The sequence below is a fragment of the Parvibium lacunae genome, assembly GCF_003335215.1.
GTDB classification, from domain to species: Bacteria; Pseudomonadota; Gammaproteobacteria; order Burkholderiales; family Burkholderiaceae_D; genus Parvibium; species Parvibium lacunae.
Genome location: NZ_QPGB01000003.1, coordinates 169,805 through 194,343, shown reverse-complemented (window position 1 = coordinate 194,343; position 24,539 = coordinate 169,805). Strand labels below are relative to the sequence as shown.

Genomic DNA, 24,539 nt, shown 5'->3' with positions numbered 1-24,539 from the left:
CGTCAAATTTGCCGTTTTGGAGGGAGATCCGTCGATCTTGCTAAGACAAATGTCGGCGCAGGCTGTTAAAATGCAGTAATTACTAACCCGACAGTCAGTTTTGATTGTCTCGACTATGCAGCCACAACTCGTCTCATCCTCTGCAGCCGATGCTCGCACCTCTCTTGCCAAGCCATTTATCCGTTTTGATCGGGTGCGCTTTGCTTATGCGGTAGGCCAGCGTGAGATTCTCAAAGGGATTGACATAGAAGTTCAGCAGGGGCATGTCGTGGCCTTGATGGGCGGATCTGGCTGTGGCAAAACAACCTTATTACGGTTGCTGGGCGGGCAGTATCAAGCCACACAAGGCCAAGTGCTGATTGATGGACAAAATGTAGCGAGCCTCGATAAGCCTGGGCTTTATGCCTTGCGCCGACGGATGGGTATGCTATTTCAGTTTGGGGCGCTGTTCACCGATATGTCGGTGTTTGATAATGTGGCCTTCCCGTTACGTGAACATACGGCGTTGCCAGAATCGATGATTCGCGACCTGGTGTTAATGAAGTTGCAGGCGGTAGGCCTGCGCGGGGCCAGCCAGCTTATGCCGAGCCAAATTTCTGGCGGAATGGGGCGGCGCGTGGCCCTGGCGCGGGCTATCGCACTTGATCCGGCATTGATGATGTATGACGAGCCTTTTGCGGGACTGGATCCGATTTCCATGAACATTACCGCCCATTTAATCCGACAACTGAATGATGCGCTGGGGATTACCTCATTGATTGTTTCGCATGATGTGGATGAAACCTTTGCGATTGCAGACTATGTGTACGTCATGGCAGATGGGGTCGTTGCAGCGGAAGGTACGCCAGCAGAACTACGCGCATCAAGTGATCCATTAGTACATCAATTTGTGCATGGTGAAGCCGAGGGGCCGGTGCCTTTCCATCAACCCGTGTCTCGTACCTTAGCAGCAGATTTGGGTTTGCAGGAGGCATCATGACACTGCTACAAACCCTCATGCGGACATGCCAACAGTTGGGGCAGTTTACGCTGGCCAGTGTATCGAGCCTTGGTTATGCGGCACGCTTATTTGCCCAGATGGGTGTCCAAGTCACCGGGCTGTGGGGGCGTGGCAGATTGTTAAGCCAGCAAATCCATTTTATCGGCAACTACTCACTCACGATTATTGCTGTCTCAGGCCTATTTGTGGGATTTGTGCTGGGTTTGCAAGGTTACTACACCCTTAATCGCTATGGCTCAGAACAGGCTTTGGGCTTGCTGGTTGCACTCTCTCTCGTTCGTGAGTTGGGCCCAGTGGTTACTGCGCTTCTCTACGCTGGTCGCGCCGGCACCTCATTGACGGCAGAAATCGGTCTGATGAAAGCGGGCGAACAATTGGCTGCGATGGAAATGATGGCCGTTGATCCAATTAGTCGTATCCTCGTGCCACGCTTTTGGGGCGGGGTGATTGCAATGCCCATCCTCGCTACAATATTTAGTGCGGTCGGTATTTTGGGAGGCTATGTGGTGGGCGTGTTACTGATCGGTGTTGACGCTGGGGCATTCTGGTCACAAATGCAGGCTGGTGTCGATGTGATTAAAGACGTTGCAAATGGTGTTATAAAAAGTATTGTATTTGGTTTTGCCGTCACCTTTATTGCGCTGTATGAAGGCTTCGAGGCAAAACCGACACCAGAGGGTGTGGCGTATGCAACCACGCGCACAGTGGTGAAATCCTCACTGGCGGTGTTGGGGCTCGATTTTATTTTGACGGCATTGATGTTTAGTTAAAGGGTTGCTATGTCACGCAAATTTGTTGATTTTTGGGTTGGCTTATTTGTTTTGCTGGGTTTTTTGGCCCTACTTTTTCTCGCCTTGCAAGCGGGCAACATGAGTGCCTTTGCGCGGGGTGAAACCTATTCCTTGCAGGCTAAATTTGACAATATAGGCGGGCTCAAGCCGCGTGCGCCGGTTAAGAGCGCTGGGGTTGTCGTGGGGCGCGTTGGCGAGATTCGTTTTGACGACCAAACATTTCAAGCACTCGTGACCCTGAACATGGATAGCCGTTACCATTTCCCAAAAGATAGCTCCGCTAAAATTCTCACGTCTGGGTTACTCGGTGAGCAATATATTGGGATCACCGCTGGGGGCGACCCTGAAAATTGGCAGGCAGGGAACAAAATTACCCTGACCCAGTCTGCCGTCGTACTGGAAGAGCTAATTAGCCAGTTCTTATATAACAAAGCGGCTGACGCAGGCAAACCGCAATAAACTTATGGCCATACTCCCGCTCCCCATTTTCTCGACTATCCCCCGACAACCAATGCGCCATTGGTTGCTGCTATGGCTTGCTTGCGTTCTGTTACTCGCGTTAGGGGGGTGTGCTGTTACCCCAAAACCGGATGTTGTAGCCGGCGTCGCAGACCCCTATGAATCGATGAATCGCAAAGTATTCGCATTTAATGATGCCCTGGATAAAGCGATTTTTAAACCCGTTGCCACCGGCTATAAAACAGTTATGCCGGAACCGGTACGAACCTGCGTTTCAAACATTTTTGGCAATATTGCCGACATTTATACAGCGGTCAATAACGCCTTGCAAGGTAAGTTCAAAGAAGCAGGTTCTGATCTCTGTCGTGTCGCCATTAATTCCACACTTGGCCTCTTAGGCTGTTTTGATGTTGCGACGGAATTAGGTTTCGAGAAACATAATGAAGACTTTGGGCAAACGCTTGCCACTTGGGGCGTTGGCGCTGGCCCCTATCTTGTCCTTCCTTTTTTTGGCCCCAGCACGTTGCGTGACAGCACTAATGTGGTGATTGACTGGGCGACCTATCCCGTCAACCAAATTACGCCTATTTACGTTCGCAATTCAGTACGCGCACTGCGGCTGATTGACACACGTGCCCTATTGCTTGAAGCCAGTAATCTGGCTGATGATGCGGCGCTGGATAAATATCAATTTATCCGTGATGCCTATTTACAGCGCCGTCGTTATTTGATTTACGATGGTGATCCGCCGGAGGAGCCGCTACCTAAATATGAAGATGAGACAGTGCCTCCAGCGAGTCAAGCAGAACCCATCAGCACGCCTGTCGCGCAGCCAGCAACCGTTAAGCTCTCGGTGGCTCCTGGCGATCGATTGCTTAATGAACCTTCGCTGCGTGCGACCAGTCTGAATGTAACCCCATAATCAATTTATCCCGATCTGATTGGAGAAATGATGTTATCTAAGTCTATGAGCCATGTTATTCAAGCGATGCCTAAAGCGCTGGTCATGTTAGGGTTATCTCTGCTGCTGGGGGCGTCATTCGCGCAGGCCCAAGACAAACCCGATGAACTCGTTAAAACCTGGAGCACTGAGATTCTGAATGCCATCAAAGCCGATACCGAGCTGCAAAGTGGCAATATCAAAAAACTCAGTGAATTGGTGGATAGCAAAATCATGCCTAATGTCAATTTTCAGCGCACGACCGCCCTTGCGGTGGGACGTAGCTGGAGTAAGGCAACCCCTGAGCAGCAGAAAATCATCATGCAAGAGTTTCGTACCTTACTGGTTCGTACCTATGCCGGGGCACTAACCACCGTCAAAGATAAAAACCTGCAATTCAAGCCGCTCCGGGCCGCACCCGAAGATACTGAGGTTGTCGTTCGTTCGCAGGTGGTCTCTAACAAAGGCGGGGAGCCGATTCAGCTCGATTACCGCTTAGAAAAGACAGCCAATTCCTGGAAAATTTTTGATTTAAACGTGTTGGGAATCTGGCTGGTAGAGAACTATCGAGGCCAATTTGCCAGTGAAATCAATCAAAATGGGTTGGATGGCTTGATCGCTAAATTGCAGGAACAGAACAAGCAAGCCAGCAAAAAATGAAGTTTGATCACGTGCTACAAGGACCGCTGACCCTGACAACGGTCCCGAACCATCTGCCATTCGCAAAGACATGGTCGACCTCTTCGGCAGACGTTCATGTTGATTTAAGTGCTGTCGAGGCAGTTGACTCCAGCGCCCTCTCGTTATTGTTAGAGTGGTCGCGTAGCGCACAGGCGCAGGGAAAAATGTGTACGTTCCATCATCCCTCACCCGCATTACTCGCTCTGGCCCACCTCTATGGTGTGGCCGAGGTGCTGCGCTGGCCCGTGCAGCCTAGCGCTTAATCTGAAGCAAGTAGCACAGCCCCGTTCTGGGGGTATCTTTACTGCGAATCAGCGAAACGTTTATTTTTCGACAAAAGCACGCTCAATCACATAATCTCCGGGCCGACCAATGCCCGGTGAAATCTGGAAGCCAAGTTTATTAAGCTCATTGCAGGTATCGGTCAACATGCTCGGGCTACCACAGATCATAGCGCGGTCGGTCTGCGGATTGAGTTGCGGTAACCCAATATCGGCACAGAGCTTGCCGTTTTCCATCAAGGTCGTTAAGCGACCCTGATTCTTAAAGGGTTCACGCGTGACGGTTGGGTAATAAAGCAGCTTGTCACGTACCAGATCACCGAGATACTCGTGATTCGGCAGATCATTCAAAATGTAGTCGTGGTAGGCCAGTTCGCTGACATAACGCACGCCATGCACCAGAATCACTTTTTCAAATTTCTCATACGTTTCAGGGTCACGGATAATGCTCATAAATGGCGCCATCCCCGTACCTGTCGAGAATAAAAATAAATTCTTGGCGGGCAATAAATCGCTAATCACCAGCGTGCCAGTGGGTTTACGCCCCACCAATAAGGTATCGCCTACCTTTAAGTGCTGTAAGCGCGAGGTTAAGGGACCATTTTGAACCTTAATGCTCAGGAATTCCAAGTGCTCTTCATAATTTGCGCTGACGATACTGTAGGCACGTAACAAAGGTTTTCCTTCTACCTCTAAGCCAATCATCACAAAATGGCCATTTTCAAAGCGCAGACTTTGTGAGCGGGTAGTGGTAAAACTGAATAGCGTGTCATTCCAGTGATGCACACTCAGAACGCGTTCATTTTCAAATGCTGCCATGATATTTAAAGAGTTGAAGGAAACATAGCCGCTAGGATAGCGGATCTTTATAACCATTTAAGACAGAATTGCGATATTAATAGATAGATATGGAATAATACTTTGTGTTAAATCAAGCCACTACGATGACTTCTTCTCTCGTCTTAACTGATCCTGCTGCCCAACCTTATCGCCAAGCAACACAAATTTGGTTGGAACGGGCGGTGATCGGCTTGAACCTATGTCCTTTTGCGAACAAGGTGCATGTCAATAATGCCATTCGTTATTGCGTCAGTGCGGCGAGCGATACCGACGGCTTACTGACTTTGTTTTTCGATGAGTTGGCTTATTTAGAGAAAACACCGATTACGACGTGTGAAACGACATTACTCATTGAGCCTACCCTATTACAACCGTTTGAGTCTTTCCTGGACTTTGTCACATTGGCAGAAATGGCGATTGAACACATGGGTTTACAAGGGCAGTTCCAACTCGCGCATTTCCATCCGGCATATTGTTTTGCAGAGGAAGCATGGGATGATCTTTCCCATTACACCAATCGCTCGCCGTATCCGACGCTGCACTTATTGCGAGAAGAAAGTATTAGTCGTGCCGTTACCTCTATTCCTGATGCCAGCCAAATCTATGAACGCAATAAAACCACCCTGCGTCACCTGGGTCTTGCAGGATGGCAGGCGCTTTGGCAACGCAAATAGCCGCCCAATAAAAAAAAACCCGCTCGACTGAGCGGGTTTTTTATTTGCAATAAGACGATTACTTATTGACAGCGTCTTTCAGTGCTTTACCAGCGCGGAAGCTGGGCACTTTTGCTGCTTTAATCTTGATTGCTTCACCCGTGCGAGGATTGCGACCGGTGCGTGCTTTACGCTTGGAAACACCAAACGTGCCAAAGCCAACCAAGGTCACTGGATCGCCTTTTTTCAAGGACTTCTTAACACCTTCTAAAAATGCTTCTAATGCACGACCCGCAGCGGCTTTGGAAATATCGGCTTCCCCAGCGATGTGGTCGATCAATTCAGACTTATTCATTCATTTCTCCTCATTCGGTTCAGGGTCTTATCAGACCGTAAAGAAGCGTACCAACACTTTACCCGGCTGCCAATACGAAAATTCCTAGTTTTATATATTTTTACGGATTTTTTGACAGCAAGACAACACTTTGCCCCAACAAGGTGCCCGCTAAGCCTTATGCAGCGCGGCTCATATACATAAAACCTATATGATTACTTGCTTTATTAAGATAAGTAATCAGTCATCTTGACAGCATGGTCTATTAGATATTGAGCTGATTGGTAACAAAAAACCCCGCCGAAGCGGGGTTTACAGGCGACTGTATTCGTAACCGAATTACATGTCCATGCCCATGCCACCCATGCCACCAGGCATTGCAGGGGCAGCCGCTTTGTCTTCAGGTTGTTCTGCCACCAAGGCATCGGTTGTCAGAATCAACGCAGCGACGGAGGCAGCGTTTTGCAGGGCAGAGCGAGTCACTTTAGCAGGATCCAATACGCCGAGTTCAACCAGGTCACCGTAGGTACCGTTAGCGGCGTTGTAACCGAAGTTACCTTTCCCTTCCAGCACTTTGTTGATCACCACAGAAGGCTCATCGCCAGCGTTCGCCACGATCTGGCGCAGCGGCTCTTCAACCGCACGCAGCACGATTTTGATACCAGCGTCTTGATCAGCGTTGTCACCTTTTACGGTTACGGCAGAACGGGCACGCAACAGGGCTACACCACCGCCCGCTACGATACCTTCTTCAACCGCAGCGCGGGTAGCATGCAATGCATCTTCCACGCGGGCTTTTTTCTCTTTCATTTCGACTTCGGTCGCAGCGCCAACACGAATCACCGCCACACCGCCAGCCAGTTTGGCCACGCGCTCTTGCAGTTTTTCACGGTCGTAGTCGCTGGTCGCTTCTTCGATCTGTGCACGAATCGCTTTGACGCGGGCTTCGATTTGTTCGGCTTTGCCAGCACCATCAATAATTGTGGTGTTTTCTTTGCCGATCTCGACGCGTTTCGCTTGGCCGAGTTCTGCCAGTGTGGTTTTTTCCAGGTTCAGGCCAACTTCTTCTGCAATCACGGTACCGCCAGTCAGAATCGCGATGTCTTCCAACATGGCTTTGCGACGATCACCAAAGCCAGGAGCTTTCACGGCAACGGTTTTCAGAATGCCGCGGATGTTGTTAACCACCAAAGTTGCCAGGGCTTCGCCTTCAACGTCTTCAGCAATAATCAACAGCGGACGGCCAGATTTAGCCACTTGCTCCAGTACGGGCAGCAGGTCACGGATGTTGGAGATTTTTTTATCGAACAACAAGATAAAGGGGTTGTCCAAAGCGGCAACTTGTTTATCTGGGTTGTTGATGAAGTAAGGGGAGAGGTAACCACGGTCAAACTGCATGCCTTCTACAACATCCAGTTCGTTGTTCAGGCTCTTGCCGTCTTCAACCGTAATCACGCCTTCTTTACCGACTTTTTCCATTGCGTCAGCAATGATCTGGCCGATGTCAGCATCAGCGTTAGCGGAGATCGAACCAACTTGCGCAATCTCTTTGCTGGTGGTGGTAGGTTTAGCGATATTTTTCACTTCATCCACAATCGCAGCAACCGCTTTATCGATACCGCGCTTCAGGTCGGTGGGGTTGAAACCAGCGGCCACGTATTTGAAACCTTCACGTACGATTGCTTGAGCCAATACGGTTGCTGTGGTGGTACCGTCACCAGCGTTGTCGTTGGTTTTGGAAGCCACTTCTTTCACGAGCTGTGCGCCCATGTTTTCCAGCTTGTCTTTGAGTTCGATTTCTTTGGCAACAGACACACCGTCTTTAGTCACGGTAGGCGCGCCGAAGCTACGCTCAATCACCACGTTACGGCCTTTAGGGCCTAACGTTACTTTCACCGCGTTAGCCAATACGTTTACGCCGTTAACGATCTTGGCGCGGGCGTCATCGCCGAATACAACTTGTTTTGCAGCCATGTAAATACTCCTTAATTAGTTAATGTCGTGGAAATACCGGTACACAAAAGGTACTTAGGCTTGCACCACGGCCATAATGTCTTCTTCGCGCATCACGAGCAGCTCATCGCCCTCGACTTTCACGGTTTGGCCAGCATATTTGCCAAACAGCACGCGGTCACCGACCTTCAGGTCAACGGGCAATACTTTGCCATCTTCGGTTTTTTTACCGGGGCCAACTGCCAATACTTCACCTTGGTCGGGCTTCTCGGTGGCGCTATCAGGGATCACGATACCGGACGCGGTTTTACGCTCGTTGTCCAAACGTTTGACGATCACGCGATCGTGCAAAGGACGCAGATTCATGGATAAACTCCTTATCAATCAAGGCTAATAATGAAAGTGTGCACTCGCAATGTTGGGTTTTTCAAGCATGCAGTGCGGCTTAAAACACCACCAACTGCCTATGCTTTAAACATATTGTTAGCACTCGGTGGTAATGAGTGCTAATTGTAGGGGCGGGCGTGGGGAATTTCAAGAGCCTTGGTAAAAACAAGCGAGTTAATGGACTCGTCTGAGCCGATAAGGCAGCCGTCGCCAATGCCGCTCCGGCCCCACGCCACCCTATAGGAGGTAGGGTGGGCAAGCCCCAATAAGACCTAGCAGAAACATAAGTGATTCATTGAAGGGATAGAGAGCAACCCAACTAGCGAGGGCGCTTGAACTTGGCCCGCACAAACTCAATCACCAAGGGCAGCAACGATAAGCCAATAATGCTAAAAATGACCACGGTAAGGTTATTCTTAATGAGGGGCACATTGCCAAACAGATAGCCTGCTACACATAAAGAGATGACCCATAACAATGCCCCAGTAATATTGAAGAAGGCAAACTGGCGATAGGACATCTGCGCTACACCCGCCACAAAGGGGGCAAAGGTACGAATAAACGGGACAAAACGGGCAATGACGATGGTTTTACCGCCATGCCGCTCATAAAAAGCGTGGGCTTTATCAAACGCTGCTTTATTAAACCAACGAGATTGTTCCCAGCGGAACACTTGGGGTCCCACGCGGCGGCCAATTGCATAATTCAAGGCGTCACCTGTAATCGCCGCGATGATCAGCAAGGCCATTAGCGTAAAGAGATCCATCTCTCCTCGTGCGGCGAACGCGCCCGCTACAAACAGCAATGAATCACCGGGCAGAAAAGGGAAGATAACCAGTCCTGTTTCCAGAAAAACAATGGCGAACAAGATGCCATAAATCCAAATCCCATATTGCGCAATGAGTGCATCCAGGTGTTTGTCCAAGTGCAAGATAAAATCAACCAGACTCAAGATAATATCCACCGCCGCTCCTAACAAGACAGGTATAAACAGACGCGCATGATACCCGAGGTCTTGGCCCTCGCTAAACATGCAGGCATGGGATAATTAAACGATGAATACACCCTTTTCCTTCCGTTTTCTGCCCAACCTGCCAGTTATTCAGGCGCTGCCCGATACGCTCATCAGCCAGATTGCGGCGGGTGAGGTGGTGGAGCGCCCGGCTTCGGTGGTGAAAGAGCTGCTGGAAAACGCACTGGATGCGGGGGCGACGCAGATACAAATCAAACTCGATGGTGGCGGCATCAGCCGGATTGCCCTCACTGATAATGGCTGTGGTATTGCCGAAGAGCAGTTGCCGCTGGCCGTGGCCCGCCACGCCACCAGCAAAATCAAAACACTGGAAGATTTAGAAGCGGTCGCCTCACTTGGTTTTCGGGGGGAAGCACTCGCGGCGATTGCTTCGGTCTCGCAATTCACGTTGACCAGTCGCCCCGCCAGTGCCAGCCATGCCGGCCAAATCACCAACCTGGCCGGTGCCTGGCAAATTCAACCCGCAGCCGGGGCGGTGGGCACTACCATCCAAGTGCAAGAGCTGTACTACAACACGCCGGCCCGACGGAAGTTTTTAAAATCCGAGCAAACCGAATACGGCCATTGCCGCGACGTGGTCGAGCGCTTGGCCTTGGCGCATCCGCAAGTCAGCTTCATGCTCATGCATAACGGCAAGGTCACTGCGCATTTCAATCAAGCGGCTGCAACAGGTTCTGCGGCTGAACCGAATGCGCATGAGCAAATCCGCGCTCAGCGTATTCGCCATGTGGTCGGTGATGAACTCATGCCGCACATGCTCCCGGTAGCGGTACAAGCGCATGATCTGGCGCTGACTGGCTACGTAGTGCACCCCACCGCCGCGCGGGCGCGGGCCGATTTGCAATTCTTCTATGTCAATGGCCGTTTCGTGCGCGATAAGGTGCTCACGCATGCGGTGCGGGCGGCGTATCAAGATGTTTTGCATGGCGACCGCCAAGCCGCGTATGTGCTGCACCTCAGCCTCGATCCGCGTGGGGTTGATGTGAATGTTCACCCCGCTAAAACCGAAGTACGTTTTCGCGATTCGCGCAGCATTCATCAGTTTGTATTTCATGCGCTTCAGCAAGCGCTGGGCGCCACCAAACCGCAAGCCCCAGAAACAAATGGCGTAGCGCTGAATCCAGCGGCAGCAACCCCCACGCCATACAGCCCCCCCGCTTGGCAACAAACTAGTCTCGGCGTGGCGCAACGGCCCGCAGATTATCTGGCGCTGTTTACGCGCCAAGCAGAAAGCAAATTTTCAGATAGCCCTAATCGCTCTGACAGTACAGGGCCGCAGTCCCAAATAAACTCGCCCAGTGCCGATGCGCTGTTTGAGTTGCCTGCCGCCAGTCAGGCATTGTCAGCCACCTCCGAACATCCCTTAGGCTATGCCTTGGGGCAGGTGCATGGTGTCTTTGTCTTGGCGCAAAACCCACAGGGCTTGGTGGTGGTGGATATGCATGCCGCCCATGAACGGATTGTGTACGAACGCCTGAAAAATGCCCTGCAAACTGAGCAGCACACTTTGCCGGTGCAGCAGCTTCTTATCCCCGTCACCTTTACCGCTGACCCCAAAGAAGTGGGCGCGTGTGAAGAGCATCAAACCACCTTGCAGGCCTTGGGGTTTGATCTGGCCCCCATTTCGCCCACCGCCCTCGCGGTGCGGGCTGTGCCCGCTTTATTAAAAGATGCCAATATCGAAACCCTAGCGCGGGCGGTGCTGCGCGACCTTGTGCAATACGGCGGTTCGCGCTTGCTGACTGAGCATCAGCACGAGCTATTGGCCACGCTCGCGTGCCACGGCGCGGTTCGCGCTAATCGTCGTCTCACACTCGAAGAAATGAATGCACTACTGCGGCAAATGGAAGCCACCGAGCGCGCCGACCAATGCAATCATGGCCGCCCGACGTGGGTGCAGTTGAGTTTGAATCAACTAGATAAACTCTTCATGCGGGGCCAATGATTTCAAACCTTAATCATCGTATAACTTTGTTGGTTTCCTCATGCGCTCCTCGCTGTACTATTTGTACTATCTGCGGTGCTCTTCGTCACCGCCTCGTTCTACTTCTGATTAAGGGCTGAAATGAGCCACTCATTGATAGCGAAAAAGCTGGAGCAAATCGCGCCCTTTCATGTCATGGAAGTCATGAAAGCGGCGGACGAACTCGCCACACAAGGGCAAGATATTATTCACCTCAGCGTGGGTGAGCCAGACTTTACCGCCGCCCCAGCCGTCGTCACAGCCCTACAGCAGGCGTTGCTGCAAGCCGGGCAGGGCGATGCCACTGCGCTCCGCTATTCCAACGCGCTCGGCCGCGCCGATTTGCGCCGTGCCATTGCGCAGTTTTACCAAGCACGCTATCAGCTAGCGATTGCGCCGGAACGTATCGTTGTCACTGCTGGCGCGTCTGCCGCCCTGCTCTTGGTGTTGAATGCCTTGCTTGATCCGGATGACCAAGTATTGATGCCCGACCCATGCTACCCCTGCAATCGCCATTTTGTCGTGGCGGCGGGGGGCAAGCCGCAGCTCGTGCCCTGTGGGCCAGAGCAACGCTATCAACTTACTGCGCACGATGTCGCCGCGCACTGGCAAGCCAACACCAAAGGCGTCTTACTCGCCTCGCCGTCCAACCCCACGGGCACCAGCATTGCGCCCGATGAATTGGCACGCATGGTCGAGGTCGTTCGCAGTAAAGGCGGCTTTACGATAGTGGATGAAATTTACGGCGGCCTCGTCTACGACCACGCCCCCCATACCGCGCTGCACTTGGGTGAGGATGTGATTGTCGTCAACAGCTTTTCTAAATACTTCAACATGACGGGCTGGCGGCTCGGCTGGCTGGTGCTGCCACAGGCACTGGTGCCTGCGGTAGAAAAACTCGCGCAGAATTTATTTATTTGCCCACCGGCACCCGCACAAGCCGCCGCACTGGCGTGCTTTGCCCCAGAGAGTTTGGCCTTGTTTGAAGAACGTCGGCAAGCGTTTAAAGAACGGCGCGACTACCTCGTGCCCGCGCTCGAAGCCCTGGGCCTAAAAATACCGGTACAGCCCGATGGCGCGTTTTATGTGTATGCCGATTGCTCTGCCCTGTCATCCAATAGTGAGCAATTTGTCATGGATGTGCTGCGCGCCACGGGTGTATGCATGGTGCCCGGTAAAGACTTTGGTTTCGCTGCCCCCGAACGCTATGTGCGGATTTCGTTTGCGACCGCGCTGCCGAGATTGCAAGAGGCGGTGGGAAGGTTACAAAAACATTTAGCTATGCGTTAATTTTTTAAGATGAGAAATGCTTTTTCTGAATAGTCTTTTGCTTGAATCTGACCCTGCCGCCCGCCGCTACGTGAAACAAGAGGTGGTGCAGGTGGTATTTGCCAAAGCTCCCGGTGCGTTGATGAGCTTGGAAGGGGCGAATCGCTATGCAGTGGGGGATGCCATCTTGACCAGCCACGCGGGTGGGCAGGTGAATACCTGGGTGGTGTCGCGTGATCGGTTTGATGCGAAGTATTTTCCGCTATCCGTTGAGCATGGCGTAGAGGGTGATTACCAGAACCACCCAGTGCCGGTGTGGGCTAAGCAAATGAATGCGCCTTTTAGCCTAGCGCGCTGTGAAGGTGGGGATGTGTTGCAGGGCCAGGCGGGCGATTGGGTGATGCAGTACGCGCCCAATGATTATGGCATTACGGAGCAAATACGTTTCGCCGCGGTGTATCGCCCATGGACTGCTTAATCTATGATCGACGCCTGTTGAGGGCGTTGCCAAGCCTGTCAGGCCTGATACGATGGTGTGGGCGTATGAGTGTCACCTTGTGCCTTTTGTACAAGCTTAGCTTGATCAGCGTTCTATTATTTTTCTGTTCATATGCTATGGCCCAGTCCGGCCGCGAGCGGCCTGCGGGTAGCGCAGCAACCCCTACCATCACGCCGCCACCAGCCGGATGGGCGGAGTGGCTTGAAACTTCACCCACGTTGCGGCGGGCACGGTCAACCCAGGTCTTGGTGGTGGGGTATCGCGAAAGCTCGATTCCGTTTTCATTTTTAAATGCGCAGCGTCAGCCAGCCGGGTATTCAATTGAATTATGTCAAGGGGTTGTGGGTTTATTACGCGAATGGTTACAGCGCCCAGGGCTCACCATCAAGTTTGTTGCTGTGACGTCAGCAACCCGGATTCCGCAAGTTGCCAGTGGGTTAGTTGACATGGAGTGTGGGGTAACCACAAACACACAAGAGCGCCAGCGAACCGTGGCGTTTTCTAAAACCATCTTCCTCGCCGAAACCCGTTTGGCCTCACGGCGGCAGGATAATATTCAGCAAATCACGCAATTGCGGGGGCAGGTCGTGGTCTCTACAGTGGGGACAACCAGCATGCGGCAGTTGAGTGAGCTGAATCAAACTCAGCAGCTCGACATGACGATCATTGCTGGTCGCGATGATACGGATTCATTTCAGATTCTTGATATGGGCCGCGCCAGGGCCTATTTGATGGATGATGTGTTGTTACGGAGTTTCATTCGCAGTGCGAAACGTACCGACGCTTATGTCATTTCGACGCAAGCCTTTTCGGTTGAGCCATACGGCATTATGTTGAATCGTCAAGATAAAGGGTTTAAACAGGCGGTCGATGCTGCATTGGTGACGTTATTTGCGAGCGGAAAACAACAACACATTTATAACAAGTGGTTTATGCAACCGATACAGGTGGGGAGTGCGAGTGGTAATTTGGCCGCCGAGCCAGGCACCGACTTTAACCTTAATTTACCCATGAGCCCGCGCTTGCAACGGGTGATTGCGCAGCCGACTGATTCAGCAAACCCGCACGACTACGAATAAGTGTGGCTTATTCTTCTGGATCGCGATAGTGCGCTAGGGTGATGCCGTATTTATGAATTTTGTCGTAAAGGGTTTTTTTGCCAATCCCCAGGGCTTCATAGACTTTTTGTGTGCGCCCATGATGTTGCTTGAGCATTTGCTCGATCAGTGTTTTTTCAACCTGTTCAACCTGCTGGACAAGCGTTAGGGGTGGCATTTCTTCTTCTTTTAAGAGACTGCCACTGCTGTGATGCATGCCCAGTACAAAGCGTTCGGCAACATTCTTTAGCTCCCGCACATTTCCTGGCCAATCATGCGCGAGGAGTTCATGCAGGTGTAAATTGGTGATCGTGGGCGGCGGGCGGTTGAGGCGCGCGGCTGCTTGTAGTACGAAGGCTTCAAACAAGACCGGAATATCTGTGCGCCGTTCGCGGAGTGCAGGCAGACTTAATACGGCAACATGCAGCCGATAATACAGGTCGTTACGAAACTGTTGTTGCTGGCTAAGTTTCAATAGATCAACCTTGCTGGCAGCGATCACGCGTATATCAACCGCAATTTCCTGATTGGCCCCTAAGCGCTGAATGCGGCGTTCTTGCAGCACACGTAAAAATTTTATTTGTACCCCCAGCGGCATACTTTCTATCTCATCTAAAAATAAGGTGCCACGGTGTGCGTATTCAATTTGCCCGATTCGGCGTTTATTGGCGGTGGTGAAGGCCCCAGCTTCATGTCCAAACAACTCACTCTCGAGTAGGGAGTCGGGGATGCCCCCACAATTCAGTGCCACAAAATGTTGCTGTTTGCGCGCGCCATAGTCATGTAAGCAACGGGCCACCAGTTCTTTGCCTGTGCCGGTTTCCCCGACGATCATGACATCGGTGGGGGTATTGGCAAGCTGACGAATTTGTTGTCGCAGTCTGACAATCGCAGCTGATTGTCCGAGCAGGAGGTGATCGAGATCGGGTTGGCTATGGGCTTGTAGCTGTTCTTGTAAATGGTTGATGGTGTGTTGCAGCTGGCGTTTTTCTTGTGCGCGGCGGGCGACCTCCAGCAAGCGCTCAGGCTCAAACGGCTTTTCAATAAAATCATAGGCACCCGCCCGCATCGCTTGAACGGCCATGTCAATGTCCCCATGCCCTGTGACCAGAATGACTGGACATTCGGGTGCCAATTGGCGCAGTTTTTCTAACAAGCTGAGGCCACTCATATTGGGTAACTGGACATCACTAATTACAATGCCTGGCCAGCCCTGTTGGCAATGGCGGAGGGCTTCTTCAGCCGAACGGCAAGCCGTGACAGGCAAGGCGGCGAGGCTGAAGGTTTGCGTCAAACTGAGCCGGATGGCATCGTCATCTTCTACGTAAAGGATGGGAATGGTATTGGGTGTCATACAGAATCGGGCGAAGGGAGCGGCGGATCAGCACGCTCTAAATCAAACATAAAACAGGCGCCACAGCGTGCCGGTTGTTCGGGTGTGGGCACGGCGCGGCAGGCCGTTAACGTCCCGCCATGCTCGGTAATAATGCTGGCGGCTATCGGCAGGCCCAGCCCCAGCCCCTTACCGTTTGGCTTGTTGGTATAGAAAGGTTCGAACAAGTGTTGCATGGCTTCTTCACTAATGCCAGGGCCACTGTCACTCACTTCGATTAACACCCGATCAGGGTTACCAACAACGTCCTGCCAGTTTATATCGATGATCCGCAGCGCTTCGCTGGGTAAAATTTGCATGGCATCAATGGCATTGCTCAGTAAATTCGTGAGGACCTGTTCCAGTTGCACACTATTCGCCCTTACGCTGGGTAGTGTTGGTGCAACATGCAGCTGCACCGCTTGCTGTTCGAATTTATCGTGCAACACACGGGCCACTCGTTCGATCACTGTCGTCAGGTTCACTGGCTGTAGGGTGGTTGCTCCGGGGCGCCGTTTGGCTGAAAATAATTTCAGTTGCTGTGTAATCTCATGCATGTGGTTAACAATATCGCGAATCGCTTGTAAGCCTTCATTCACCTCAGGGTAGCGGCCTTGCTGTAGTAACTGTTGACCATTATTACTAAGCGCTTTCAGCGCCGTGAGAGGCTGGCTGATTTCATGGGCAAGCTTGGCCGACATGGTGCCGAGTGCCGCCATTTTGTTGGCCTGCATGAGAGCCGCTTGCACGCTTTGGCGTTCTTGAATTTCTTCAAGTAATTGTCGATTCACATGATGTAGTGTTTGGGTGCGTTCCGCAATTTTAAGTTCGAGTTGGTCATGCGCATGTTGTAGCGCATTGCGGGCATTCACCATGCGCTGCATGGCCTGGCGGCGGAGTAACAAATAAAAATACAATAAATGTAAAAACGCCAAGCCAGCACAGGTGCTCAGTACCGTCACTTGAATGTTATGCCACGTGGCTTCAGGATTACTCAACAACATAACCCGCCAACCCGTCTGCGGGTGCGCCCGTTGGTGGACTATGTATTCTTCAGCTGCGCGTTCTTCCTGCCAATTACGGCGGATTAAATACGCCCCTTGCAAGACGCTTTGCTCAACCACAAAGATGAGAGAACGATTGGGCGTCACTTGCCCCGGCGGCCCAGACGCTTCCGGCGTTCGTGACGCAGTCGTCAGTTTTTCTTGTGATTGCAAGATCGCCAGATTCTGATTTTTCCATTGAGGGATTGAGCTGAGAATAATCTGCCCCATGCCATCAACCACCAAAATCTTTTCACTGTCGGGTCGAAAGGCGAGATCGACCCAGTAAGACTCCATCGACGCTAAACTGATCTTCACCACCGCAATCAGTGTTTGTTTTTCTGGATTAGGGAGCGCAAGGGAAGCTTGTTTGTCAGCCGAAAGCGAAAAGGGATAGGAAAAATAGTACTCTGGGGCCTGATTGTCGGGGTTGGGGAGAAACCAATGGCTACCTATGCCTTGTTGCGATTCTTGTAACCAGCGTGATCGTTGGGGGTGTTGCTGAAAAGAGCGACCTACCTTATCAGGGGTGGCAAACCATTCACTGCTGCTGACGATTTCTCCATGGAGGTTGACCAAGAGAATTTCACGCACCCCGGCACGTACTGCCATATCGGCCAGCGCAATATGAATCGCTTCTGGCATCGGCCGTGGGGAGGCCCCAAATGGCGGGTTGCCAAGTAAATCACTCTGCCCCAGGCTGTTTAAGCGCCCTTCTAATAAACTCGCTAAGTAAGCGTGACGTTCCAGCTCGCTGTCGAGGGCCGCGATGTACAGATCGAGTTGGCGCGTTGCCAAGTCATCAAGACGGTTAAATTCGGCGCGTTCGCTGTAGTGCTGGACCCACAACAGGCACCCCAAGCTCAACACAAGTAAGCCCAGCCAGAGCAAGGCGGGCCAAGTGACCCAACGCCTTGGCATGGAGTGATAAAAGAGCCAGCCGAGAGGGCGTCGTATCCCCAGCAGGAACTGGCCCCAGAGGGCAGCGCGATTATTCATAACTGAAATTATCCGTCAGATTGTGCATTGGCAGGCTATTTATCGCCCTCAATTCCAAGCCGCTCGAGATTGAAGCGCCTTAGCCGCGTGCCAGGCGTGTGGATTCCCGCCCTTGCTGTTGGGGCAGGGTGTCATTTTCGCGCCTTGTTACTGCAGATGTTTTTCTCATTAATTTTTAAAAGTCTTTAATAATCAATCAGTTAAATGGGTTTATTGAAAGGTCAATACGCTGGCACAGGGCTTGCCTAGTTGTTTGGGTTATTCCACTCCTCAGCCTTGGGCTCGGTGTGACAGAAGGCGCTGTCTCGCCATCCGGCGATCCAGCACCGAGTCATTTTTTTGGAGGCATCATGAAAGACCTGCAATTAATGGAGCATTATGTTTGGCAACATGCTGAGCAACGTTGTCTGTGTGTCGTGCAATACGATATCAGTAAACTACCAGCAATACGCCAGCCAAATACACAGGCAGCAAAGGGGCGCTGGCAGGGCCGTGAAGAGCGAAAAACCAGCGCTGACTATACCCTGGACATGCCTTCTCGCTTGCGCATGAGTGGGGTGAGCGCCTGCCGCGCCTAGCGGCCTCAAGCAAAGAAATCACGGCCTTTCTTTTGACGAATCAATTACACTGAGCAGATTCGCGATGTATTGAAAAGAGAGGCTTATCGATGCCAGTGTTCGGTAACAATGGTTCTACGGTGCCGGCGCGGCCCGTTCCAGATTCGTCGGCGATGTCGGGGCGCCGACGCTTCATTCAGTTGCTAACGGCGATGCTCGGCGGATTCGCCATCCCTGGTGCGGCAGCCAGCTATCAACCTCAACAAAATCCTTTTACCCTGGGGGTGGCATCAGGCAGCCCTCTGCCTGATGGGGTGGTACTCTGGACTCGCCTGGCCCCTAACCCGCTCAGTATTGATCATCCTACCGAACTGGGTGGGATGCCTGCTATGCCCATTCGGTTGCAATGGGAAGTGGCGCGTGACCCGCAATTTAAACACCCAGTAAAGACCGGCACTGCTGTTGCATTACCTGATTTGGCGCACAGTGTGCATGTTGAAGTCAGCGGACTTGAGCCGGGTGCTTGGTACTTTTACCGGTTCCGCTTGGCGAGCCATATCAGCCCAACCGGACGTACACGCACCGCACCTGCACCCGACAGCGAGGCGCCCCTGCGCATGGCTTATGCTTCCTGTCAGCACTATGAGCACGGTTTTTTTGGCGCTTATCAGCACATGTTGCGCGAAGAATTGGATCTGGTGGCTTTTTTGGGTGACTATATTTATGAATATAAAGCCAGCCGTGATCCCAAGCGCGTACGTCGGCATCCGCCTCATGAAGCGATCACCTTGAATCAGTATCGGGAGCGGCATGCACTCTACAAACTAGACCCTGACCTGCAGGCGATGCATGCTGCGGTTCCGTGGGTATTAATTTGGGATGATCATGAAGTGGCGAATGACTATGCGAATGATCAGGCCCAGGATTTGGCGGCTGACTTTTTAGCTCGGCGTGCGGCGGCTTACCAGGCTTACTTTGAACATCAGCCGCTACGGCCTAGCCGTGTGCTGACCGCCTTGACTCAGCCCACCGGGAGGTTCCCGGGGAACGCCACAGCCCATTCTTTTGAGTCTCTGCGCGTGTATGACACCCTTGCGTGGGGGAAACTGGCCCAGCTCTATATGCTTGATGATCGCCAATATCGGGATTATCAGGCGTGCCCCCGTCCTAATTCGGGCGGTTCCAATACGGTCAATGCGGCAGCGTGTCCAGCCCTGCGAACCCCGACGCGCAGCATGCTCGGGGCCGTACAGGAGGCTTGGTTGAACAGGGGGTTGGCTGACACCAGAACGAATTGGACTCTATTCATACAACAAACCCTGTTTAGCCCCTTGAACCAGCAATCTCCGGCATTTGCAGCGCATGGCCCTCGCGTCTGGACGGATGGTTGGGAGGGGTATCCTGCTGCTCGTCAACGTTTATTAAAAGCACTACAGGATTATGCTGTGCCAAACCCAGTTTTTTTCGGGGGGGATGTGCATGCGAATTGGGTCTGTGATGTGACGTATCAGGAACGCATTCTGGCCACGGAGTTTTGCGGCACGTCGTTAACCTCACCCAGTTGGCCGCAAAGCCAGACAGACGCTGTGGCAGCCCAGAATAGCCATGTTAAGCTGGCCAACTCTGCGTTACGGGGCTATGGGGTGATGACGCTAGAGCCTGCTCGTATGACCGTCACGCTGCGGGTGCTCGACGACGTCACCCGCCATCAGCCTGCAATCAGTACGCTAGCAACTTTTGACGTGTTGGCAGGGCAGCCAGGCGCCTCGACCCGCTGACCTGAACCGGGCTGAATGGTCGTTTTTAGCCCAAGGCAGCGAGTTGATCCAATGGCTCCGGTTTGGGCTCGCGAGAAGGTTGAGCCACAGGCAGCGGGGTTTGAATGACGGGCGCTTTCCCTTTGGCGACTAACTTGAGGCGTTCATGTTCGTTATTGACCCGCTCTAGATAGCTGCCTTCATTGGCAATCACGGCACCCAGATACAGCTTCAGCCCTGCCTCTAAAGAACCGCCGCGTTTTACGCAGTCTTTTAAGACCAACGCACCGACTTTAATATTAGTGACCGGGTTCAGTGCGGCCTGTTTGCCACCGAAATCGGCCAGCTTGTCTTGATGTACCCGTGACATCACTTGCATCAGACCTTGTGCGCCCATACTGCTCTCGGCAAAGGGGTTGAAGCGTGATTCAATCGCAGTCACCGCCAGAATCAGCAGCGGATCCAGCGCGGTTTCTTTGCCCGCATTCCAGGCGGCTTCAACTAAAATATCCGTTGCTGCTTTGTTGATGCGGTAACGTTTCGCGAGGTATTTCGCCACGGCTTCTTGTTCTTTGTTCAGGCTTAGCGTGGGGCTCTCGCTACTGGGCGCATCCTCTAGACCCAACAGGCTGGTGGCTTTTAGGGCTGGTTCGCGGACGGCTTCTGCCAGGCTTTCTACCTCGGCTGCGTTAGCAATCTCGCCATCCTGTTGAAACGGCCAAAACGCCAAGGCTTGTTGGCGAGCCCCATCATTGTGAATCACATAACCTAGCAGCAATGCTGCGAGTAGACCGACTACCGCTAAGCTGTCGCGCAGCAGGGCCAGTGAGCCTTGTAAAATAATCAGCGAACCTTGCGCGAAGTCATCCCAGACTTGCGTAATCATGACTCGATTGACCATCAGAACCTCCTTGTCGCATCGCGTCGGCTGAATAACCACCGACGGGTGTTATCAGATCGAGGCAAACCTCGTCTGAAGGTTGGTAACAGACGGCGCTATGCTTGAGCGCATTGCGCACACCTCATGGCTATTCCAGCAGGCTCAACCCCAGAATCAGGTCGATGTCAGTTGCCATAACTGAACTTTGCTGACTGAAATAGTCACCAGTAACGCGGGGTTACTGGCATGGGGCCTAGCGACAAAAAACGGCGCTAGGCCCATTTCTGCCCGCAAACAGCGTTGCTGTGGCTGGCAGAGGTGGCGGGCAAAGTACCGACGTACAAAGAGAAATGGGGCCCGCACCCGTTGCAGTAGGCTAAAGCGAGAGAGGCTGGCATCCACACAGACCTACAATGCTTAACCGCATAAATTCATGTTATCTATTTTACCAGACTACAGCAGCCTAATTTTTAGGCTTAATGAGTCGCCAGAAAGGCGTAATGAAAGTCTGTAAAATGGCCAGCAAGATCATTCAAGCTGGTTGCTTGCCGGACAACGGAGACAGAGGGTTAATCAACCGTTGCCGAAATTGTTGCGATGCAGTATAGCACAGGCTGTGTTTTTCGTCCTAGGAATCTCCTCGGCTTACTTTCTATGTGGTTTTGGGAAAAATGAAAAAAACCATTCAATACAAAGACTTACGTGATTTTATTGGTCAGCTTGCCAAGCTGGGTGAGCTTAAGCGGGTGACTTTGCCCGTTTCCCCTAAGCTGGAAATGACGGAGATTAGTGACCGCGTGTTGCGTAGCGGCGGCCCCGCACTTTTGTTTGAAAAACCGCAGGCCGATGGCCAAACCTATGACATTGCCGTGCTCGCCAACTTGTTTGGCACACCAAAACGGGTGGCGCTTGGCATGGGGGCTGATTCCGTTGAAGCGCTTCGCGATGTGGGGCGGGTCTTATCGCTATTGAAGGAACCAGAACCGCCCAAGGGATTAAAAGACATTGGCCACTTGTTGAGTTTAGCCAAGTCGGTCTGGGATATGGCCCCCAAAACCATCAAGGGCGCGCCCTGCCAAGAAGTGGTGTGGGAAGGCGATGAGGTCGATTTGGGTAAACTGCCCATCCAAACCTGTTGGCCCGGCGATGTGGCTCCCCTGATTACTTGGGGCTTGGTGGTCACTAAAGGGCCGCATAAAACGCGGCAAAATTTAGGTATTTACCGGCAGCAGGTACTTACTCGCAACAAGGTGATTATGCGCTGGCTGGCGCATCGGGGCGGTGCCTTAGACTTTCGGGATCATTGTTTAGCAAATCCCGGCCAGCCCTTCCCGCTGGCGGTGGTCTTGGGCTGTGACCCCGCTACTATCCTAGGGGCTGTGACGCCTGTGCCGGATACCTTGTCGGAATACCAGTTTGCCGGGTTGCTGCGTGGCAGCCGAACCGAGCTTACTCAGTGTATTGGCTCTGGTTTGCAAGTACCTGCTTACGCGGAAATTGTTCTAGAAGGGCATATCCATCCCGATGAGGTGGCGCTGGAAGGGCCCTATGGCGACCATACCGGCTACTACAACGAGCAGGAATCTTTCCCCGTATTCACCATCGACCGCATCACCATGCGGCGCGATCCCCTCTATCACTCCACTTACACCGGCAAACCACCGGATGAACCTGCTATTTTAGGGGTGGCGCTGAATGAGGTGTTTGTGCCGATCCTGCAAAAGCAGTTTCCGGAGATTGCCGATTTTTATCTACCGCCCGAAGGCTGTAGCTACCGCATGGCCGTGGTGAGTATCCGCAAACAATATGCCGGCCACGCCAAGCGGGTGATGTTTGGGGTATGGAGTTTCCTGCGCCAGTTTATGTACACCAAGTTCATTGTGGTGGTGGACGATGACATCAATACCCGCGACTGGAAGGAAGTCATTTGGGCGATTACTACCCGTGTTGACCCCACCCGCGATACTGTCTTGGTGGATAACACCCCGATAGATTACCTCGATTTCGCCAGCCCGGTTTCCGGCCTCGGCAGCAAAATGGGGCTGGATGCGACCAACAAATGGCCGGGCGAAACCACCCGTGAATGGGGCACCCCGATTGTGATGGATGCGGCGGTGAAGGCTAAGGTGGAAGAAATGTGGCGGGGTTTGGGGCTGGATTAAACCAAAAACACCGTCGCTAACCCTAAGAAAATCAAGAACCCGAGCGTATCAGTGGCGAAGGTGAGTAGCACACTAGAACCCACCGCCGGGTCGCGGCCAAAGCGGTCGCGAATAATTGGAACCAACATGCCGAGGGTGGCGCCAACTACCAAATTCAGCATCATCGCGGCCATCATGACCAGCCCCAAGCCTATCATGCCGGAGATGGCGGTCGCGAAGATACCCGCAATCAGCCCACCTCCAAACCCAATGAGTAGGGTAGTGCTCAGTTCTTTCATGATCAGCCGTCGTAGATTTTCAGGACGAATTTGCCCGAGCGCGAGGGCGCGGATAATCAGCGTCATGGTTTGATTACCGGAGTTACCGCCAATCCCCGCCACAATCGACATGAGGAAGGCGAGCATCACAATTTGTTCGACCGTGGTTTCAAAGCGCGAGGCAATGAAGGCTGCAAACGAAGCGGTGCAGAGATTGAGCAGCAGCCATGGGGCGCGGTTACGCACGGAGTCGAACACCGGCGCGAAAATATCTTCTTCTTCGCGCAAACCGGCCTTACTCAATGCTTCGGCTTCTTGTTGGTCGCGAATGTAGTCCACCACTTGCGCCACCGTCAGGCGGCCAATCAGACGGTTGTGCGCGTCAATCACCGGGGCAGAAACCAGATCATAGCGTTCAAACGCTTGCGCGGCATCGGCGGCATCGTCATTCGGCATGATGGTAAAAAGCTCTCCGCGCATTACATCACTCACCATCACTTCGGGGTCATTCAGCAGCAGTTGCTCAAACGACAGCGCGCCTTTGAGATGTTCTTCGCGGTCTACCACGAAAATTTGGTCGGTATGATCGGGCAGTTCATCAAGGCGGCGCAAGTAGCGCAAGACAACTTCCAAGCTGACATTGTCGCGTATGGTGACCATGTCAAAGTCCATCAAGGCCCCGACAGTATCTTCGTCGTAAGACATCGCGGCACGCAACTGCTGCCGTTCTTCCAACGACAGCCCTTGCTCGACTTCGCGCATGACCTCTTGCGGGAGGTCGGGTGCCAAGTCAGCGATTTCGTCGGCATCAAGTTGCTCGGCAGCAGCCACCAACTCGTCGGTGTCCATCGAGGCAATCAGGGATTCGCGTACCGCATCAGAGACTTCGAGCAGAATCTCACCATCACGCTCGGCTTTCACCAGGTCCCACACCGTCAACCGTTGATCACGGGGTAGCGCTTCCAGGATATAGGCAATATCAGCGGGGTGTAATTGCTCTAGTACTTTGCGCAGCGCTTGTAAGTACTGGCGATGCACCAGACTCTCAACGAGTTGGTGACGGGCGTCACTTTCACCATGATGTTGCTTGTGGACGAGCTCTTCTTCTAATTTCTGTTGATGTAATAGCCGCTGCACTTCATCCAATGCCCGCTGAGCCGCCTCGGGATCGCGCCCAGGGTGCTGGCTATTATCAGGGGAAAGTGGCGTATCGTCGGATAGCGGATTCATGCAAGTTAAATAGGCAATGGCGATGCTGGCAGGGTGCGGCTCACCATAAATCAAGAGGCCTGACGTGTTACCCTGATTCAGTAAGGATTATGCAGCATTGTA

24 protein-coding genes are annotated in these 24,539 nt (G+C 52.6%); 14 read left to right on the top strand and 10 right to left on the bottom strand.

From position 1 onward, the window contains the following. The first annotated feature begins 115 nt into the window (after positions 1-115). From DU000_RS08555 to DU000_RS08530, 6 genes are read left to right on the top strand one after another with little or no spacing between them, the layout of a single operon-like run. The gene (locus DU000_RS08555) at positions 116-979 is read left to right on the top strand and encodes an ABC transporter ATP-binding protein (RefSeq protein WP_114402969.1); all 864 of its coding nucleotides are present in this window, start codon (positions 116-118) and stop codon (positions 977-979) included. 17 nt (positions 980-996) lie between these two features. Next, the gene (mlaE, locus tag DU000_RS08550; RefSeq protein WP_114403093.1) at positions 997-1,770 is read left to right on the top strand and encodes a lipid asymmetry maintenance ABC transporter permease subunit MlaE; all 774 of its coding nucleotides are present in this window, start codon (positions 997-999) and stop codon (positions 1,768-1,770) included. A 9-nt stretch (positions 1,771-1,779) separates the two neighbouring features. Next, positions 1,780-2,250: an outer membrane lipid asymmetry maintenance protein MlaD gene (gene mlaD, locus DU000_RS08545; protein WP_114402968.1), complete on the top strand. Its 471-nt coding sequence runs from the start codon at positions 1,780-1,782 to the stop codon at positions 2,248-2,250. A gap of 4 nt (positions 2,251-2,254) precedes the next feature. Continuing rightward, on the top strand, positions 2,255-3,172 hold the full coding sequence (locus DU000_RS08540; RefSeq protein ID WP_205074044.1) for an MlaA family lipoprotein: 918 nt from the start codon (positions 2,255-2,257) through the stop codon (positions 3,170-3,172). 30 nt (positions 3,173-3,202) lie between these two features. Further along, complete coding sequence (locus DU000_RS08535) at positions 3,203-3,850, top strand: MlaC/ttg2D family ABC transporter substrate-binding protein (protein ID WP_240001852.1); 648 nt, start codon at positions 3,203-3,205, stop codon at positions 3,848-3,850. Beyond that, positions 3,847-4,134, top strand: a complete 288-nt coding sequence (locus tag DU000_RS08530) for an STAS domain-containing protein (protein ID WP_114402967.1) — start codon at positions 3,847-3,849, stop codon at positions 4,132-4,134. The genes DU000_RS08535 and DU000_RS08530 overlap by 4 nt, the downstream gene beginning before the upstream one ends. Before the next feature lie 60 nt (positions 4,135-4,194). Here DU000_RS08530 and DU000_RS08525 read toward each other — a convergent pair whose 3' ends face one another. Further along, on the bottom strand, positions 4,195-4,971 hold the full coding sequence (locus DU000_RS08525; RefSeq protein ID WP_114402966.1) for a ferredoxin--NADP reductase: 777 nt from the start codon (positions 4,969-4,971) through the stop codon (positions 4,195-4,197). Between the two features lie 125 nt (positions 4,972-5,096). On the opposite strand from DU000_RS08525, the gene DU000_RS08520 reads away from it, so the two are divergent. Beyond that, positions 5,097-5,666: a DUF1415 domain-containing protein gene (locus tag DU000_RS08520; protein ID WP_114402965.1), complete on the top strand. Its 570-nt coding sequence runs from the start codon at positions 5,097-5,099 to the stop codon at positions 5,664-5,666. Positions 5,667-5,724: 58 nt separating this feature from the next. Here the strand turns inward: DU000_RS08520 and DU000_RS08515 are convergent, their stop codons facing one another. The 4 genes from DU000_RS08515 to DU000_RS08500 all read right to left on the bottom strand — a co-directional run bounded on the left by DU000_RS08515 (position 5,725) and on the right by DU000_RS08500 (position 9,283). After that, positions 5,725-6,000: an HU family DNA-binding protein gene (locus DU000_RS08515; RefSeq protein ID WP_114402964.1), complete on the bottom strand. Its 276-nt coding sequence runs from the start codon at positions 5,998-6,000 to the stop codon at positions 5,725-5,727. Positions 6,001-6,318: 318 nt separating this feature from the next. Next, complete coding sequence (groL, locus tag DU000_RS08510) at positions 6,319-7,953, bottom strand: chaperonin GroEL (protein WP_114402963.1); 1,635 nt, start codon at positions 7,951-7,953, stop codon at positions 6,319-6,321. Between the two features lie 54 nt (positions 7,954-8,007). Then, positions 8,008-8,298, bottom strand: coding sequence for a co-chaperone GroES (gene groES / locus DU000_RS08505; RefSeq protein ID WP_114402962.1), 291 nt, complete (start codon positions 8,296-8,298; stop codon positions 8,008-8,010). 340 nt (positions 8,299-8,638) lie between these two features. Continuing rightward, complete coding sequence (locus DU000_RS08500) at positions 8,639-9,283, bottom strand: DedA family protein (protein ID WP_114403090.1); 645 nt, start codon at positions 9,281-9,283, stop codon at positions 8,639-8,641. Positions 9,284-9,374: 91 nt separating this feature from the next. Between DU000_RS08500 and mutL the strand changes: the two genes are divergently transcribed. The 4 genes from mutL to DU000_RS08480 all read left to right on the top strand — a co-directional run bounded on the left by mutL (position 9,375) and on the right by DU000_RS08480 (position 14,162). Further along, on the top strand, positions 9,375-11,297 hold the full coding sequence (gene mutL, locus DU000_RS08495; RefSeq protein ID WP_114402961.1) for a DNA mismatch repair endonuclease MutL: 1,923 nt from the start codon (positions 9,375-9,377) through the stop codon (positions 11,295-11,297). Positions 11,298-11,417: 120 nt separating this feature from the next. Then, positions 11,418-12,605, top strand: a complete 1,188-nt coding sequence (locus tag DU000_RS08490) for a pyridoxal phosphate-dependent aminotransferase (protein WP_114402960.1) — start codon at positions 11,418-11,420, stop codon at positions 12,603-12,605. 16 nt (positions 12,606-12,621) lie between these two features. Beyond that, entirely contained in the window at positions 12,622-13,062 is a 441-nt protein-coding gene (locus DU000_RS08485) for a PGDYG domain-containing protein (RefSeq protein WP_114402959.1), read from the top strand. A gap of 137 nt (positions 13,063-13,199) precedes the next feature. Beyond that, complete coding sequence (locus DU000_RS08480) at positions 13,200-14,162, top strand: amino acid ABC transporter substrate-binding protein (RefSeq protein WP_158529666.1); 963 nt, start codon at positions 13,200-13,202, stop codon at positions 14,160-14,162. A 7-nt stretch (positions 14,163-14,169) separates the two neighbouring features. On the opposite strand, the gene DU000_RS08475 is transcribed toward DU000_RS08480, so the two are convergent. Both DU000_RS08475 and DU000_RS08470 read right to left on the bottom strand, forming a co-directional pair. Beyond that, positions 14,170-15,534: a sigma-54-dependent transcriptional regulator gene (locus DU000_RS08475; RefSeq protein WP_114402957.1), complete on the bottom strand. Its 1,365-nt coding sequence runs from the start codon at positions 15,532-15,534 to the stop codon at positions 14,170-14,172. Further along, positions 15,531-17,594, bottom strand: coding sequence for a sensor histidine kinase (locus DU000_RS08470; RefSeq protein WP_114402956.1), 2,064 nt, complete (start codon positions 17,592-17,594; stop codon positions 15,531-15,533). Before DU000_RS08470 ends, DU000_RS08475 begins: the two co-directional genes overlap by 4 nt. Before the next feature lie 350 nt (positions 17,595-17,944). On the opposite strand from DU000_RS08470, the gene DU000_RS08465 reads away from it, so the two are divergent. Both DU000_RS08465 and DU000_RS08460 read left to right on the top strand, forming a co-directional pair. Then, positions 17,945-18,172, top strand: a complete 228-nt coding sequence (locus DU000_RS08465) for a hypothetical protein (RefSeq protein ID WP_114402955.1) — start codon at positions 17,945-17,947, stop codon at positions 18,170-18,172. An 89-nt stretch (positions 18,173-18,261) separates the two neighbouring features. Beyond that, positions 18,262-19,929: an alkaline phosphatase D family protein gene (locus DU000_RS08460; RefSeq protein ID WP_240001851.1), complete on the top strand. Its 1,668-nt coding sequence runs from the start codon at positions 18,262-18,264 to the stop codon at positions 19,927-19,929. A gap of 25 nt (positions 19,930-19,954) precedes the next feature. On the opposite strand, the gene DU000_RS08455 is transcribed toward DU000_RS08460, so the two are convergent. Beyond that, positions 19,955-20,809, bottom strand: coding sequence for a lytic transglycosylase domain-containing protein (locus DU000_RS08455; RefSeq protein WP_114402954.1), 855 nt, complete (start codon positions 20,807-20,809; stop codon positions 19,955-19,957). A 153-nt stretch (positions 20,810-20,962) separates the two neighbouring features. Further along, positions 20,963-21,190: a hypothetical protein gene (locus DU000_RS08450; protein WP_114402953.1), complete on the bottom strand. Its 228-nt coding sequence runs from the start codon at positions 21,188-21,190 to the stop codon at positions 20,963-20,965. A 281-nt stretch (positions 21,191-21,471) separates the two neighbouring features. Here DU000_RS08450 and ubiD point away from each other — a divergent pair, with 281 nt between their 5' ends. Continuing rightward, positions 21,472-22,950: a 4-hydroxy-3-polyprenylbenzoate decarboxylase gene (gene ubiD / locus DU000_RS08445; protein ID WP_114403088.1), complete on the top strand. Its 1,479-nt coding sequence runs from the start codon at positions 21,472-21,474 to the stop codon at positions 22,948-22,950. On the opposite strand, the gene mgtE is transcribed toward ubiD, so the two are convergent. Beyond that, the gene (gene mgtE / locus DU000_RS08440; RefSeq protein WP_114403087.1) at positions 22,947-24,437 is read right to left on the bottom strand and encodes a magnesium transporter; all 1,491 of its coding nucleotides are present in this window, start codon (positions 24,435-24,437) and stop codon (positions 22,947-22,949) included. The two genes, ubiD and mgtE, sit on opposite strands and share 4 nt — an antisense overlap. Positions 24,438-24,539 lie beyond the last annotated feature (102 nt).